Below are 15,227 nucleotides of genomic sequence, written 5' to 3' on the forward strand. Positions count from 1 at the left end.
TTATGCCGCAGTTCTTTATCGACCGCCCGGTGTTCGCCTGGGTGGTCGCGTTGTTCATCCTGCTGGCCGGTGCCCTGGCCATTCCACAGTTGCCGGTGGCGCAGTACCCCGACGTCGCGCCGCCGCAGATCGAAATCAACGCCACGTACCCCGGCGCCTCGGCGCAGACCATCGACGAAAGCGTGGTCAGCCTGATCGAGGAAGAGCTTAACGGCGCCGATCACCTGCTGTATTTCGAATCCCAGAGCAGCCTCGGCAGCGCCACCATCAAGGCGACGTTCCAACCGGGGACCAACCCTGAGATGGCGCAGGTCGATGTGCAAAACCGCCTCAAGGTGATCGAGTCGCGCCTGCCCCAGGCCGTGAACCAGCAAGGCTTGCAGGTGGAGAAGGTCTCCTCCGGCTTCCTGTTGCTGATCACCCTGACCTCCAGCGACGGCAAGCTCGACGACGTGGCGCTCAGCGATTACCTGGCGCGCAACGTGATGAACGAGATCAAGCGTCTCGACGGTGTCGGCAAGGCCCAGTTGTACGGTGCCGAACGGGCAATGCGCATCTGGATCGACCCGCAGAAGCTGATCGGTTTCAACCTGACCCCGGCGGACGTCAACGCCGCGATCGTCGCGCAGAACGCCCAGGTGTCCGCCGGCAGCATCGGCGACTTGCCGACCCGCAGCACCCAGGAAATCACCGCGACCATTATGGTCAAGGGCCAGTTGTCGACGCCGGAAGAGTTTGCCGACATCGTGCTCAAGGCCAACCCCGACGGCTCCACCGTGCGCATCGGCGATGTGGCGCGGGTCGAGATCGGCAGTCAGGAATACCAGTTCGGCACCCGCTTGAACGGCAAGCCATCCACCGCCGTCGGCGTGCAACTCTCTCCTGGGGCCAATGCCCTGAGCACCGCCACCGCCGTGCGGGCAAAAATGGATGACCTGGCGCGCTACTTCCCGGCCAACGTCGAATACAAGATCCCGTACGACACCTCGCCCTTCGTCAAAGTCTCGATCACCAAAGTGGTCTACACCCTGGGCGAGGCGATGTTGCTGGTGTTCGCGGTGATGTTCCTGTTCCTGCAAAACATTCGCTACACGCTGATCCCGACGCTGGTGGTGCCGGTGGCGTTGATGGGCACCTTTGCCACGATGCTGGCGCTGGGGTTCTCGATCAACGTGCTGACCATGTTCGGCATGGTGCTGGCCATCGGCATTCTGGTGGACGATGCCATCGTGGTGGTGGAGAACGTCGAGCGGATCATGGTCACCGAGGGCCTGTCGCCCAAGGACGCCACGCGTAAAGCGATGAAACAGATCACCGGCGCGATCATCGGCATCACATTGGTGCTGGTGGCAGTGTTTATTCCGATGGCGTTCATGCAGGGTTCGGTCGGGGTCATCTATAAGCAATTCTCGCTGTCCATGGCTACTTCGATCCTGTTCTCGGCCTTCCTCGCCCTGACCTTGACCCCGGCGCTGTGCGCGACGCTGCTCAAACCGATTGCCAAAGGCGAGCATCACGAAAAGCGTGGCTTCTTCGGCTGGTTCAATCGTCGCTTCGAACAGTTGACCGTGCGTTATCAGGGCTGGGTGGCCTATGCACTGAAGCGCACCGGGCGTTACCTGCTGATCTACGGCGTGCTGCTGATCGGGCTGGGCCTGTGCTTCAGTCGCCTGCCCTCCTCGTTCCTGCCGGTGGAAGACCAGGGTTACACCATCACCGACATCCAGTTGCCGCCGGGCGCGAGCAAGAACCGCACGGTGCAGGTGGTCGAACAGATCGAAAAACATAACGCCACGGAGCCCGGAGTCGGTGACAGCACGGTGATTCTCGGTTTCAGCTTCTCCGGCAGCGGACAGAACGCGGCACTGGCGTTTACCACGTTGAAGGACTGGTCCGAGCGCAGCATCGATGACTCGGCCAGTTCGATCGCCGACCGCGCCAACATTGCCCTGAGCCAGATCAAGGATGCGGTGGTGTTTGCCGTGTTGCCGCCACCGGTGGATGGCCTCGGCACCTCCAGTGGTTTCGAGTTCCGCTTGCAGGATCGCGGCGGCCTCGGTCATGCCACGCTGATGCAAGCGCGCACGCAGTTACTGGCGGCGGCGGAGAAAAGTCCGATCCTGATGAATGTGCGCGAAAGCGCCCTGGCCGAAGCACCGCAAGTGCAACTGGAAGTCGACCGTAAACAGGCGAATGCCCTTGGCGTGTCCTTTGCCGATGTCGGCAGCGTGCTGTCCACGGCCGTCGGTTCGGCCTACATCAACGACTTCCCCAATCAGGGGCGGATGCAGCGCGTCGTCGTGCAAGCCGAAGGTGATCGACGCAGCCAGGTCGAGGACCTGCTGAAGATCCACGTGCGCAACAGCGCCGGGAAAATGGTGCCGCTGTCGGCCTTCGTCCAGGCCAAATGGACCCAGGGCCCGACGCAATTGACCCGTTACAACGGCTACCCGGCCATCAGTATTTCCGGCGAACCGAAACCGGGCCATAGCACCGGCGAAGCCATGGCGGAAATCGAACGGCTGGTGGCGCAAGGCCCGGCGGGGTTGGGTCAGGAATGGACCGGCCTGTCGTTGCAGGAGCGTTTGTCCGGCAGTCAGGCACCGATTCTGCTTGGCTTGTCGCTGTTGATCGTGTTCCTGTGCCTGGCGGCGCTGTATGAGAGCTGGTCAATTCCGACTTCGGTGCTGCTGGTGGTGCCGCTCGGCGTACTCGGCGCGGTGCTGGCGGTGACCTTGCGCGGGATGCCCAATGACGTGTTCTTCAAGGTCGGGCTGATCACCATCATCGGCTTGTCGGCGAAGAACGCGATCCTGATCATCGAATTCGCCAAGAGCCTGTACGACGAAGGCCACGACCTGATCGACGCCACCCTGCAAGCCGCGCGCCTGCGGTTGCGGCCGATTGTGATGACGTCGCTGGCGTTCATCCTTGGCGTGGTGCCGCTGGCGATTGCCACCGGGGCCAGTTCGGCGAGCCAGCAAGCCATTGGCACCGGGGTGATCGGCGGGATGATCACCGCGACCCTGGCGGTGCTGTTTGTACCGGTGTTTTTCGTGGTGGTGATGAAACTGGTGCGCAAACGCCACAAAGACACCTGACCCACCAATCCCCTGTAGGAGCGAGGCTTGCCCGCGAAAGCGTCATCACAGTCGATGGAAATGTTGACGGTAAGATCGCTTTCGCGGGCAAGCCTCGCTCCTACAAGGGTGCGTGTTCAAGTGGTCACAACGCATCGCCCTGGGCTAAGGTGTTGCAAACCCCTGCGCCCATCGAGCCTCCATGCCCCTCCTCGCCCGCACCCACCCTCGCTTGTCGTCCGCCACGGTTCTTGGCCTGGCGGTGGGCATCCTGGCCCCGGCCGATTCGATCATCAGCAAAATCCTCATCGGCTGGAACGCCGGGGTCTGGACCTACCTGATCCTGATGATCTGGCTCGCCACCAAGGCCAAGGCCCCGGATGTGAAGCGCATTGCCGAGATCGAGGATGAAAACGCCGGGCTGGTGTTGTTCGTGGTGTGCATCGCCGCGATTGCCAGCCTGGCGACCATCACCTTCGAACTGGCGGGCAGCAAAGACCTGGAAACCTCACGCAAGCTGCTGCATTACGCCTTCACCGCAGCCACCGTCATTGGTTCATGGCTGCTGATCGGGGTGATTTTCAGCGTGCACTACGCCCGCCTGTTCTACACCTGGGACGGCAAGGAGCCGGCACTGCGCTTTGCCGAAGGCCTGACTACCCCCAATTACTGGGACTTCCTGTATTTCTCGTTCACCATCGGCGTGGCGGTGCAGACCGCAGATGTCGGCGTGGCGACCCGGGGGCTGCGCAAAATCGTCTTGGCCCAATCGCTGATCGGCTTTGTGTTCAACACGGCGATTCTCGGGTTTTCGATCAACATCGCGGCCGGACTGTTCAGCTAACACGGCTGCACAAACGTTCTAGGCGTTACCCGCGTCGCGGGCGTTAAATAAGTCGGCAATCCGTCTCACAGGTGCAGCATGACTTCGCACAACTGGATCGACCTGGCCCAGGACGCCGACACCGGCATCGAAACCTTGCGCGCGCATTTCGAGGGCCACGCCTACGACCCGCACTGGCATGACAGTTACCTGGTGGGCGTCACCGAGCAAGGCGTGCAGCAATTCAACTGCCGCCGGGCCCGGCATCAGAGCACGCCGGGCAAGGTGTTTCTGCTGGAACCCGGCGATATCCACGACGGCGAAGCGCCCACCGAGGACGGCTTTACCTACCGCATGCTCTACCTCGATCCGCAATGGCTAGAACGCGAACTGAGCGCGTTGTTCGAAAACGCCCCGCTGAACAGCCAACTGAGTTTCGCCAATACCCTGACCACCGACCCGCAACTGGCCCAGGCCACCAGCCTGGCGTTCCAGACGTTGCACGGTGGCGAGCTGAAGATCGTGCGCCAGACCGCCCTCGACGGTTTGCTCGAACACCTGACCCGCCATCTGCACTGGCGCACCCGCTACAGCGAAGACCCGCGCCTGCCACGGGTGGCGCAAAAGGCCCGGGAATACCTGCACGCCAATGCCCACCTCGACATCGGCCTCGATCAACTGGCTGTGGTCACAGGCGTTGATCGCTTCCGACTGACCCGTGCATTCAAGGCTGCCTACGGATTGGCGCCCCACGCTTATCTGGTGCAACTGCGCCTGTCGAAAGCCCGGCGGATGCTCGCCAGCGGTTTGCAACCGGCGGCGGTGGCGATGGAGTTGGGGTTTGCCGATCAGAGTCATTTGGGGCGCTGGTTTGTCCGGGCCTATGGGCTGACCCCGGCGATGTACCGCAAGCGCTGCTCAAATCTTCCAGACGTGTGACCTGGCCTTTGTGAAGATTGGCTCCTGACTGTCCAAGGAGCCCATGATCATGCTTGTCACTTTTTCCAGCCTGCTGCCGTTTTTGGCATTCGCTTTCGTCGCGTCCATCACCCCTGGTCCGACCAATATCCTGGTGCTGAGCAATAGCGCCCGCTATGGTTTCAAGGCCGCGCTGCCGATCGTCTTCGGTGCCTGCACTGGCGCAGCGCTGCTTGTACTTGCCGTGGGCGGCGGTATGGGGCAGGTGCTCAGCGCCCGCCCCTACCTGCAAACAACTCTGCAGTGGGCAGGTGTCGCGTGGTTGAGTTATCTGGCGTGGCAAATTTTTTGGGCGCCGGTCAATACCAAGGAACCCTTGGCCGGCCCCCCGCAGTCACAACGACTGGGCTTCAAGGGCGCCGCCGGTTTGCAACTGATCAACCCCAAGACCTGGATGATGGCATTGGCGGTGATCAGTGTGTTTGCCGCGCAAGGCCAGGAAAAATGGACGCATGTGGTGACACTGTCGCTTGCCTTCTTTCTGGTTTCCTTGCCCTGCCTTTCCACTTGGGCGGTATTGGGCGCGCGTTCCGGCGTCCTGTTGAAAACCTCCGGTGCGCAAAAAATTTTCAATTACAGCATGGGGCTTTTATTGCTTGTCTGTGTGTGGTTGCCGCACTTGTCGGCCTATAAGTAAACGCTATAACTTGGCGTCAGTTAATTCATTAACCTGGCGATCTTTTCAGCATACTTTATACCAGATGTAAACTGTTAGATCTTACAGTTTACAAGCCACCCTGATTGGCGCTTTCATTGTTCATCCAGAATTAAGGTCAAACGTATACGGCCTTTGGATACCCCACTTAAAGTACCGGAGAGCCTCCCATGAATGCTATCGCTATAACCCCTCTTGAATTCGCACCTGGTGAATTCTTTCGCACCACTAGTAGCAGCGGTGATTTTCCACGATTCATTGCTACTTCAGCTTTTTTTATCAGTTTGGGATCGACCCACCTTATACAACTGACGGCAGTAGAGCGGCCGGTTCGACTGTCACATCAAGGTCACCCACTGGTCGTCAGGGAGTTCTCCCTCACACTTCCTGAGTCACTTGAGGCGAAGAATTATTCCGTGGGCGGTGGATCTTCCGTTTCGTTAAGTATCAATGTTGACGGTGAGATTTCTGAAGCCGCCGAAGGTATCGTCACCCTGAATCCGCAATTCGACGAAAAGCTGGGTGGCAGCTTTCATGTAACGATTCAACTTCGTGACACCCCGGGGAAGACCTTTAAATTAGAAGGGGAGTTCAACGTTAAACTTTCGCTATCCTAAATAGATGTTACAAAAAAAGGGAAGTTAACACTTCCCTTTTTAAAGTCCGTTAGAACCGAATATGTGCCCCGATGTTCAGGCCATAGTCTTTTGTCACACTATCACCCTTGCTGGTATCCACTTCCGCATGGAGTTGCCACCGGTCATTCAGCGTCCAGGAAACACCCGCGCCTAACTCAAGGCGGTTACCGGACAAATCGTTATTGAACTTGTTGTCGTTAACGCTGACTTCGTTATTTTTAGCGAACTCACGCACTACAGCGGCGGTGAGATGAGGTCGAAGTTTGCTGCCATTGGCGAGGGTCATACTGCGCCCCACATTCATGCCTGCCTTCCCGAGCAACGACCGCGTCGTATTGGCATCCGCATTCAGGCCATTGCCGAGTTCATAGTCCTTGCCTTGCACAGCGGCTGCCTGCCATTGGGTGAATGGCTCAATGTAGTAATCGGAATTGAGCTCAATGTGTTTACCAAACTCCACCGAGGCACTGGTGCCCAGGTTGTTGTAGTTACCCTTGGTTTGGGTGCCGTCACTCATCGTGATCTTCGCCTCGTTGCGGAAGCGGTTGAGCTTGGCCACGGTGTCCAGGTAGTAACCACTGTCTCCCAGCCAAGTGCCGTACAGACCCATAGATGTGCTGCCGATTTCCCCTGAGCTGCCCCGGCCCAGATCCAGATCCGATTTGCTATAGCCGACAAATGCGCCAAGCAATACCCGCTCGCCGGCGATCTGCACCGGCGTATCAACCCCCATGGAAATGCCAGCCTGGTTTTGGCTATAACCGGCGCCATAGGCGCTGCCACTGATGCTGTAACGACTGCCAAAACTGCGAATCCAGCCACCGGTTGGCCCACCGTTCACCCGCAGATCACCCATACGATTGTTCAACGTGGCCATTTCGCCGTAGATCACGGTCGGGGAGGTACCAAATATCGACATAACCGCGCGCGTCGGGGTGCTGACAACTTCTTTATTGGGTTGCAAAAACCAATCTTCACCCTCCTTGACCAGGCCATAGGTGAACGCGCCGACATCGACCGGGCCGTTGACCAGTCCAAACTGAGCGCTGCCACCTGCGGTTTGTACGACTTTGATCGGCGCATCGCTGACCGGGTCGGCGCCACTGCTCGCTACCAGCAATTGATGATTGCCGGATGCGCTGCCCGTGACGTTCAACAGATCCGTGATGCGTTGATTGAAGTCAGTGTTCATCTCGAACGTGCCGTTGCCGGACAGGTTGGCGACGTTCAATTGAAAATATTCCTGATCGGTGCCAAGCCGTACTCGGCCACCATTGAGCGAGAGGTTGTTGACCGACTGACTATCGGTCATTTGCCACAAAGCCTGATTGCTGATGGAAAAGTCGGCAACATTATTGACCTGGCCGGTCAGCCTCGCGCCAGTGTCCAGCGTCAGGCTGGAGGCCGAGCCCGCAGCCGCTGTGACGTTCCCGGTCATGCTGCTCTGGCTGTTGAGCGTGGCGGTGTTGACGTTTTGCAAGTTACCGTTAAGTGACGCGTTATTTTGCAAGGTCACAATCCCGGTACTGCCCTGATCAACGACGACATTGCCCGTCAAGGCACTGTTGTCGACCAGCAGTGTCGCAGACGCGCCGTTGCTGACTTGCAACGCGGTGTTGTTGCCACTGACCAGCGTCGAACCGTTGCGCACCTGGATGTTGGCCACCGCGGGAGTTGTCTGGGCGACGAAGCCAACGACGATGCTCGAACCCGTCGAACCTTCCACTCGAGTGCCGTCCAGGATAAGGCTGTTGGTTAATGGGGTGACGGCCCCGGTGTCATTGCCAACGACAATGCCGTTCTGCCCACCGATGATGCTGCTTCCACTGGAAGTCAGAGAGCCTTCAAGCAAACGCACGCCAAAACTCGTCGCGCCTGTGCCCTGTACGGTGGAGTCCTGAATGGCGATATCACTGAAACGGTTGCCTGCAATGCCGCCGAGCAAGCCGCGCACCGTACTGTTATTGCTCAAGTTGATTTTCGAACCGGTAGTGCCTTGGACAAAGCGCGCACCCACTATGCCGACGCCAGCGTCACTGATCACGGTGGTGTTTTCCAGCAATGCGGTGGCACTGGCCAAGGAGATACCTGTTCCGGAAGCTGCATTAACCGTTGAGTTGGTCAGGTTGACGTTACTGCCAACCGAAGCAGAGATATTTAATGTGCTGGCATTGGCGCCCGTCAGCGAGGCATTGTTTTGCAGTTGCCAGGTCTCCACTGGAGTGGAGCCATCGATCGTTTGCGAGGTATTGGGCGGCAAATTAGCCGCTTGGACAAGGGATGTGCCAAGAAGGACGGTGATGGACACAGCAAGCACATCGCCTCTGCGCTTCGGAACTGCAATTAAATTCGACGACATAGTAACTTCCTGCGCAAATACGTTTCGGATGGACGAACCTCCAAAACGACTAGTGAGTGAGTCGGGCTTAGAAATGGCCGCCAGACTAAGGCCTGCCTCCTTCATACGCTGTAGGACATATCCTTTTTTGCGTATGACTTTTCCGGAAGTTGGTGAAGAAAAACTAATTTGTATACGTAAGTAAAATTCCCAACCAACGGGAACAACACACAGGCGTTGTTCCCGTCGGCAGGAAGTTGAGTTGCCAGTTGAATCAAGGCGCTGGCGGAGGTTCCGGACGCTCCACGTCACAAAGCACCAAGCTGGTGTTCAACAGCGAGACAATCACCGTGGTCACCGCCTGGACGCCATTCGCGGTATACGAGATGCGTGCGTATCGAATAGGGGGGCGTACGCCAGGAGTCGTGACAGGCAGTTGGATCAGTTTGATCGCGGCATAATCCGTCAGCCAGAACTCGAGATCACCCGTCGGCGGCATCGGTAGTGCCGTAGGAGTGATCACCGTCCCTGCAATATCCGTAGCGGTGTCATCATTTGTCGTGCGCCCTACAAACCTCATCGACACCATGGTCCCTGTCGGGATATTGACGTCGCGACGGACCCTGACCCGCAGCCGGCGCGTCAGATACGGTGGTACTGGCCCACCAGCCACAGGCGGATGATCCAGAGCCGGGCAGTTGAGCAGCGTCGTACTGTTACGCTCAGGTATGAGGATCGGCTGCTGGCCAGGAACAGTTAAAACATGCGCCGAAAGTATAATTTGCGGCTGCGGCAAGTTGATGACAATCGCCGTGACATTCACAGGGGTTACCGGTGACTGCCGCATAATATTGGCGCTACCCGGCAGCTCGATGGTGACGTAGGCCTCTCTAGGATTACCACCCGCGACCGTGCCATTGCCTGCATCGCGGATTCTCTGCCATGGCAACGGACAGGTCAGAGGAGTGGTCTGCCCGGCGGTTGGGCTGCGAGTGTCCACCAGTGCACCTTGATAATAGAACGAATAGATTTCGCGCCCGGTAACCACCCGAGGTGGGATGACCTCAAGAGGGGCCTGCATCTCTGCATCCAGGCCTGCTTGAGCTGGCGCCAGCGTATTGACGGGAGGTGTTGGAGTGCCTCCCCCCTGTACGATGACCGCAGGGATATTGAAGTTCTCGAGGTCCGGCAAGTTTGGCTGCTCGGGCCCGCCGTAGGAGAAGTCAACCAGCGCGAACGCTGATCTTGAAACGGGATTGATCGGGATGGTGGCGCGCGCCAGCTCATACCAGTATTCGAACTGAATTTCGTCCTGGCCATTTTCGTCGCCGAAAACCTCGTTCATTTTGACGTAGTCCAACACGAACCTCAGCACCGAATTGCCGGTTCCAACCGGTAGCTCACGCACCGCTACTAAAGGGGCACCGGCAGAGCCCACGGCCTGCATGTAGGGAATGATGCGATCGGTTGCCAACCAACTGGCATGAACATCAATTTCCATAACTGCAAGTGAGGAACCGGCTACGGTCGCGAGTGTGATGGGGGTACGACCATCTGTCCCAGTGATAGGTATCCTTGGCACGTCGAGTTGAGGGGCCGGCGCTCTCCTCACCTGAAACGTCGGGTAGATTTGTGAGTTTCTGCTGATGTTGCCAGGAGCATCCTCGAGTTCGTAGGCATAAAAGTAACGGCCTTCAGGCAATCCCTGCAGGAAGGTCAACGGTACATTGAAATTACCTCCCGCAGGTATAGGCCCGGAAAAGGCCTCTGTCTCGTCCTGCATCGCCGGAAAATTTGTACGTGTAGAAAGATAGAACCTGGCTTGGTCCAGACCTGCTTCAAACTTTGGATAGCTAACGTTGAAAGCCAGGTTCAAGCCGCCAGCGTTTGTCGGATCAGCGAGCCAGGCATCATCAATGACAGTTGGCGTTGGCGGTGTAGCCAGAATGGGTGGTTGAATTCCTCTATGGTTGCCAGGCCCCGGCTGGGTCTGCCAAGGCGCTGTCAGATCGATAAAAATCGGGGTGTTCTGAGTTGAGGTGTCGGCGTTGTCGTACTGGTCATAAGCGACAAAGGCCAGTTGCCATTCCTTATAGTTTCCCGCTGGATCGAACTGATCGACGAGTCCGCGGACATTGACCGTAAATCTCAGCGGAAAGGTCCAAACGCCTCCAGGTTCGGTTGTTTTTTCCTTGGTGGCAACGACGAAAATAGGATTGTATGGGACAGGGAATGCTCCCGGCGGAAACATTTGAACTTCTACCCTTAGCGAATCCGGGTCCGCGAGGGTAGACAGTTCTACCTCTATAGTCCCGTCTTCCCTTAGTTGTTTGTACGTCAGACGGCCGTCCGCCAAGTTATCAATAACGATCACCGGTACCGCGAGTACGCCACTGTCGTTTACTTTCTGATTCATTTGAGTCGCTCCATCAATGAGTTTATTGCCGATCTGCACATGCACTTGTTTCATGGAGAACTACGCGACTTCACACTGCATACTCCGGAGCTGAATAGTGATTCAGCACCTTGTACGACATTCGGCATGCATGTCGTGCAAGGTTTGCAAGGTACAAAACATTCACAGCTATTAACTTGCGTTGTCCAGTTATTCAGGGATAGGGATCGTTGTTCGCATCACACATATCACTCCCCGATATCTTGCGATCGATTTTCACGATATCTGTTCGTGAACGGCCCAACGGGACGTTGTTTCGGTACAAGGTGTAAAAGGCTTTTGCCGAGCCGAAAGCAATGGGTTTGATATGTTTGTCATACTTGTCGTTGCCCACCACAAAAATGAAGCCAGTAGGAGAGTTCGCCTCTGCTTGGGTCAATATTTTGGTGAACTGCCCCTCAGTACCCACAATAGGATCTTCGCCGTTCAATTTGTTAAAGCCCTGCCAATCCATGATTAATTCATCATTGCCATTAAAGCGTCCGGCTTGAGCGGGTATCTGTAACAACACCCTCTCCCACACACGGGGTCTGACTCTGCAGTTGAGATATCCCTTGTATTTAAATTCGTCGTTATAGGACGACTCCACGGTAAATTCCGGTGGCAGCAGGTTGATCGCAACGGGAGGGCTGACGGTGAATGTTTGTGGTAAGGACGTGTCCGGATTCTGGTTATCGCCCAACGTCACGCGATATCTCAAGCGAAGTGCACCGGGGCGCTGCAAGTATTGGGCGGGCAATGTAATCGACGGGGGAAACACGACGGGCACAGGAAACAAGTTGCTGTAGAACAGGATTTCCGTCGTGGCCCCAGGCTCAAGGACCCATACCTCCAAAAGATCGCTACTGCCTGGAAAGATTGAGGGAAACCATGGCGGAATTCTCAGCGTCGCACCCGTGGTGGACGCTCCTGGAGGAATCAACTGCTGCGGATCGCCAGGATTGACGCCATCAATTGTCAGTGGCAGCGCTAAAACACCCATGGCGGATGGTTTTTTCTTCTTGCCGTGATGTTTGTCAGAAGTCATTTGCATCACCCCCCCGTGTCAAAGAACTTCGATTGCATCTCGAAGGTCTCTGTTTCGTGTTTCCTTTGTAGGAAATTAGACGTTCAAACACAGACATTGCCTACTGTCATATCTGACAGGTTCTTCGACCGTTTGTCGGGTATAGCGCCGTTTTTGAGTGAATCCGCGCCAATGCAAGCTTGACGTGGCCCGCCTTGTGAGGTTTCCTGAAACCGGTTTCAGGTCAATACGCATTGGAACTCATATAAAGCCAATAACAAGGTCCACCGCATGAACGATTTCTCCGCCGCCCAGCGCAGCCGCGTCACCATGCTCGACGTCGCCAAACACGCCGGCGTGTCCAAGGCCAGCGTCTCGCGCTTCATCGGCGATGACCGCGCCCTGCTCTCCGATGCCATTGCCCAACGCATCGAACTCGCCATCAGCGAATTGGGCTACCGCCCGAACCAGATGGCCCGTGGCCTGAAACGCGGGCGCACGCGCCTGATCGGCATGCTGGTGGCCGATATCCGTAACCCTTATTCGATTGCCGTGATGCATGGCGTGGAAACCGCCTGCCGTCAGCATGGCTACAGCCTGGTGGTGTGCAACACCGACCGCGATGACGAGCAGGAACGTCAGCACCTGGCGCTGCTGCGTTCGTACAACATCGAAGGCTTGATCGTGAACACCCTGGGCCATCACCGCGATGAACTGCGCGAGCTGCACCGGGAGATGCCACTGGTGCTGGTGGATCGCAAGGTCGAGCAGCTCGAAAGCGACTTGGTCGGGCTGGATAATCCCGCCGCCGTCGCGATGGCCCTCGCCCACCTTGAAGAACGCGGTTATCGCGATGTGCTGTTGGTGACTGAACCGTTTGACGGCACCAGCTCGCGGATTGAACGGGTGGGCAGTTTCAAGGCGCAGATTGAGCAGCGTTCGACGCTGCAAGGGGCTGTGGTCGAAACCGGCAGCGACCTGACCTCACGCTTGCAAACCTTCCTTGATACACCCGGCCCCGGGCCAAAAGCGCTGTTCTGTGCCAACGGGATTGCGGCGTTGGCCGGCACCCATGCGTTGCGTGAGCTTGGCTGTGACCTGTTTGGGGATGTCGGGCTGATTGCGTTGGATGATCTGGATTGGTATCCGTTGGTGGGCAGCGGCATTACCGCCCTCGCCCAGCCGACGGCGGAGATTGGCGCGAGTGCGTTTGAGTGTTTGCTCAAGCGTTTGCGCGGGGATGTCGGGCCAGTGCGGACGATGGATTTTGCGGCGCGGTTGGAGGTGCGTGGGTCGACCCGTGGGGATTTGCGTTGAATCACACGTTATTCAAACGCAGCGAAACCTGTAGGAGCGAGCGGTGCGGCGATCCGACTTGCCCGCGAAGACGCCTGAAAGAACAACGCAAATTCCAAACCTTTTTTTTGAACAAAAATGAAACCGGTTTCAGAGGTAAATAACAATGAATAAACCACCCGTTTCCATCAGCTTGTCGAGCTACGGCGCCGACCTTGTCCGCCAGCTCGGCCAAGGCAGTTTCATCGAGGTACTGGCCGCCGCCGGCGCCACGCGCATCGAATGGCGCGAAGAACTGTTGACCCACGAAGACCCCGCGCAACTGGCGGATGACACCCAGGCTCGCGGCCTCGAAAGCGTCTATTCCTCGCCGATGGAGCTGTGGCTGGCCGGTCAATCGAAGCCCAATCCTGAATTGTTCAAGACCCTGCAACGCGCTGAGCTGTTTGGCGCCAAGTGGCTGAAAGTGTCCCTCGGCTATTTCACCGACAACAACGACTTGCAGGCGTTGGCTCGACAGTTGAGCCAAAGCCCCGTGCACCTTTTGGTAGAAAACGACCAGACCTTGCACGGCGGGCGCATTGAGCCATTCCAGCGCTTTTTCACTGAGGTCGAGCAGCACAACCTGCCGATCAAGATGACCTTCGACATCGGCAACTGGCAATGGCAGGACCAGTCCGCCGCCAGCGCCGCGCGGTTGCTCGGGCGGCATGTCGGCTACGTGCATTGCAAGGCTGTGGCGCGCCGGGCCGACGGCAAACTGGTGGCGATACCACCGAGCGCCGCCGACCTGCATCTGTGGGAACAACTGCTGCGGCACATGGCCCAAGGCATCATGCGAGCGGCGGAGTATCCGTTGCAGGGCGACGACCTGGTGCAACTGACCACCGAACACGTCGCCACCCTCGCCCGCCTCGGTCAATCACGGTTGGAGAGCGCCCATGTCTGAGATCGATATCCTGTCGTTCGGCGAAACCATGGCGATGTTCGTCGCCGAGCAGAGCGGTGACCTGGCGGCGGTCGGCCAGTTTCATAAGCGCATTGCCGGGGCGGACAGTAACGTCGCCATCGGATTGTCGCGGCTGGGGTTCAACGTCACGTGGCTAAGCCGGGTGGGTGCTGATTCGCTGGGTCGTTTCGTGATCGATACGTTGGCCAAAGAAGGCCTGGATTGCAGTCACGTCGATATCGACCCGGCGCAGCCGACCGGTTTTCAACTCAAGTCCCGCGCTGATGACGGCAGCGATCCGGTGGTCGAGTATTTCCGCCGTGGTTCGGCGGCCAGTCACTTGTCGGTGCAGTCGATCCAGCCTGAGCTGTTGAGCGCCCGGCACTTGCACGCCACCGGGATTCCTCCGGCGCTTTCCGTCAGCGCTCGGGAAATGTCCTTCGAATTGATGACCCGCATGCGCGAGGCCGGGCGCAGTGTGTCTTTCGACCCGAACCTGCGCCCGAGCCTGTGGGCCAGCGAGCAACAGATGATCACCGAGATCAATCGCCTCGCCGCCCTCGCCCATTGGGTACTGCCGGGGTTGAGCGAAGGTCGTTTGCTCACCGGGTTTGAGGATCCGGCGGACATCGCGGCGTTTTACCTCGACCAAGGGGTTGAAGCGGTGGCGATCAAACTGGGGCCACACGGTGCGTATTACCGCACGCACCTGGACCAGGGCTTCGTCGCCGGTGTGCCGGTGCAAAACGTGGTCGACACCGTGGGCGCCGGCGATGGCTTTGCTGTCGGCATGATCAGCGCCCTGCTGGAAAACCACAGCTTCGCCGACGCCGTGCAGCGCGCCAACTGGATTGGCAGCCGTGCGGTGCAGAGTCGGGGGGATATGGAGGGGTTGCCGACCCGCGCCGAATTGCCAAGCCACATACCTGATCGTTCCCACGCTCCTGCGTGGGAATGCAGCCCGTGACGCTCTGCGTCACCGTGGACGCGGAGCGTCCGTAGAGGCATT

General features: G+C 58.0%; 11 protein-coding genes. 8 read left to right on the forward strand and 3 right to left on the reverse strand.

Going from position 1 to position 15,227, the window contains the following annotated elements; all coding sequences use genetic code 11:
• The first annotated feature begins 2 nt into the window (after positions 1-2).
• The 5 genes from ACZ89E_RS07250 (at position 3) to ACZ89E_RS07270 (ending at position 6,153) form a co-directional block, all read left to right on the forward strand.
• A complete protein-coding gene (locus ACZ89E_RS07250; RefSeq protein ID WP_476255225.1) occupies positions 3-3,101 on the forward strand; it encodes a multidrug efflux RND transporter permease subunit in 3,099 nt (1,032 codons plus the stop codon).
• 181 nt (positions 3,102-3,282) lie between these two features.
• The gene (locus ACZ89E_RS07255; RefSeq protein ID WP_149661755.1) at positions 3,283-3,924 is read left to right on the forward strand and encodes a DUF1345 domain-containing protein; all 642 of its coding nucleotides are present in this window, start codon (positions 3,283-3,285) and stop codon (positions 3,922-3,924) included.
• Positions 3,925-4,002: 78 nt separating this feature from the next.
• A complete protein-coding gene (locus tag ACZ89E_RS07260) occupies positions 4,003-4,842 on the forward strand; it encodes an AraC family transcriptional regulator (protein WP_476255226.1) in 840 nt (279 codons plus the stop codon).
• A gap of 49 nt (positions 4,843-4,891) precedes the next feature.
• Complete coding sequence (locus ACZ89E_RS07265) at positions 4,892-5,518, forward strand: LysE family translocator (RefSeq protein WP_476257025.1); 627 nt, start codon at positions 4,892-4,894, stop codon at positions 5,516-5,518.
• A gap of 188 nt (positions 5,519-5,706) precedes the next feature.
• Positions 5,707-6,153, forward strand: coding sequence for a hypothetical protein (locus ACZ89E_RS07270; protein WP_476255227.1), 447 nt, complete (start codon positions 5,707-5,709; stop codon positions 6,151-6,153).
• 49 nt (positions 6,154-6,202) lie between these two features.
• On the opposite strand, the gene ACZ89E_RS07275 is transcribed toward ACZ89E_RS07270, so the two are convergent.
• The 3 genes from ACZ89E_RS07275 to ACZ89E_RS07285 all read right to left on the reverse strand — a co-directional run bounded on the left by ACZ89E_RS07275 (position 6,203) and on the right by ACZ89E_RS07285 (position 11,994).
• Positions 6,203-8,533, reverse strand: a complete 2,331-nt coding sequence (locus tag ACZ89E_RS07275; protein WP_476255228.1) for an autotransporter outer membrane beta-barrel domain-containing protein — start codon at positions 8,531-8,533, stop codon at positions 6,203-6,205.
• Between the two features lie 253 nt (positions 8,534-8,786).
• Complete coding sequence (locus ACZ89E_RS07280; protein ID WP_476255229.1) at positions 8,787-10,928, reverse strand: hypothetical protein; 2,142 nt, start codon at positions 10,926-10,928, stop codon at positions 8,787-8,789.
• 193 nt (positions 10,929-11,121) lie between these two features.
• Complete coding sequence (locus ACZ89E_RS07285; protein WP_476255230.1) at positions 11,122-11,994, reverse strand: hypothetical protein; 873 nt, start codon at positions 11,992-11,994, stop codon at positions 11,122-11,124.
• 270 nt (positions 11,995-12,264) lie between these two features.
• Here ACZ89E_RS07285 and ACZ89E_RS07290 point away from each other — a divergent pair, with 270 nt between their 5' ends.
• From ACZ89E_RS07290 to ACZ89E_RS07300, 3 genes are all read left to right on the forward strand, one after another.
• Complete coding sequence (locus tag ACZ89E_RS07290) at positions 12,265-13,290, forward strand: LacI family DNA-binding transcriptional regulator (protein WP_476255231.1); 1,026 nt, start codon at positions 12,265-12,267, stop codon at positions 13,288-13,290.
• A gap of 145 nt (positions 13,291-13,435) precedes the next feature.
• The gene (locus tag ACZ89E_RS07295) at positions 13,436-14,218 is read left to right on the forward strand and encodes a sugar phosphate isomerase/epimerase family protein (RefSeq protein WP_476255232.1); all 783 of its coding nucleotides are present in this window, start codon (positions 13,436-13,438) and stop codon (positions 14,216-14,218) included.
• Complete coding sequence (locus tag ACZ89E_RS07300; RefSeq protein ID WP_476255233.1) at positions 14,211-15,185, forward strand: sugar kinase; 975 nt, start codon at positions 14,211-14,213, stop codon at positions 15,183-15,185. The genes ACZ89E_RS07295 and ACZ89E_RS07300 overlap by 8 nt, the downstream gene beginning before the upstream one ends.
• Positions 15,186-15,227: the final 42 nt, after the last annotated feature.

It is taken from the genome of Pseudomonas sp. TE3899 (assembly GCF_056279105.1).

Coding starts and splice junctions, on each gene's coding strand:
- ACZ89E_RS07280 (WP_476255229.1), bottom strand. CDS start 10,928: ATGAATCAGAAAGTAAACGACAGTGGCGTACTCGCGGTACCGGTGATC.
- ACZ89E_RS07255 (WP_149661755.1), top strand. CDS start 3,283: ATGCCCCTCCTCGCCCGCACCCACCCTCGCTTGTCGTCCGCCACGGTT.
- ACZ89E_RS07275 (WP_476255228.1), bottom strand. CDS start 8,533: ATGTCGTCGAATTTAATTGCAGTTCCGAAGCGCAGAGGCGATGTGCTT.
- ACZ89E_RS07285 (WP_476255230.1), bottom strand. CDS start 11,994: ATGACTTCTGACAAACATCACGGCAAGAAGAAAAAACCATCCGCCATG.
- ACZ89E_RS07260 (WP_476255226.1), top strand. CDS start 4,003: ATGACTTCGCACAACTGGATCGACCTGGCCCAGGACGCCGACACCGGC.
- ACZ89E_RS07300 (WP_476255233.1), top strand. CDS start 14,211: ATGTCTGAGATCGATATCCTGTCGTTCGGCGAAACCATGGCGATGTTC.
- ACZ89E_RS07295 (WP_476255232.1), top strand. CDS start 13,436: ATGAATAAACCACCCGTTTCCATCAGCTTGTCGAGCTACGGCGCCGAC.
- ACZ89E_RS07265 (WP_476257025.1), top strand. CDS start 4,892: ATGCTTGTCACTTTTTCCAGCCTGCTGCCGTTTTTGGCATTCGCTTTC.
- ACZ89E_RS07270 (WP_476255227.1), top strand. CDS start 5,707: ATGAATGCTATCGCTATAACCCCTCTTGAATTCGCACCTGGTGAATTC.
- ACZ89E_RS07250 (WP_476255225.1), top strand. CDS start 3: ATGCCGCAGTTCTTTATCGACCGCCCGGTGTTCGCCTGGGTGGTCGCG.
- ACZ89E_RS07290 (WP_476255231.1), top strand. CDS start 12,265: ATGAACGATTTCTCCGCCGCCCAGCGCAGCCGCGTCACCATGCTCGAC.